This is a genomic window from Marinimicrobium sp. UBA4209, from assembly GCF_002381585.1.
Classification (GTDB): domain Bacteria; phylum Pseudomonadota; class Gammaproteobacteria; order Pseudomonadales; family Cellvibrionaceae; genus Marinimicrobium; species Marinimicrobium koreense.
Genome location: NZ_DFTP01000062.1, coordinates 2,682 through 2,994 on the forward strand (window position 1 = coordinate 2,682; position 313 = coordinate 2,994).

The 313-nt window shown below is 62.3% G+C and carries 1 pseudogene; it reads right to left on the reverse strand.

What is annotated here, in order from left to right:
- A pseudogene (locus tag B3187_RS08925) lies at nucleotides 1-190 on the reverse strand (heme ABC transporter permease); the annotation flags it as partial.
- Nucleotides 191-313 lie beyond the last annotated feature (123 nt).

The window sequence follows — 313 nt, forward strand, 5'->3', positions numbered from 1 at the left end:
GCACGTGGATATAGATGATCCGGTAGCTGTTGCCCTGCTTGAAGTCCTCAGGCGAAAAGGCCAGCCCCCAGACGGTGCCGAGCACCAGCAACACCAGAGCAATGGCGGTCAGCCAGGGCAGCCAGGCGCCGGTCTTGTCATAGAACCAGCGGGGAGAGCCAAGTCGGTGAAACCATTGCCAGGAAGCCATTCGGTGGTGCTCCTCAGATTCTTGTATCAGTAACTGTCGACGCAGATGCGCAGGGCTGCTGCCGCCGCAAACGGGGCCAGCACGGCGGCCATGGCCCCAAAGGTGCCCAACACGGCCAAGGCG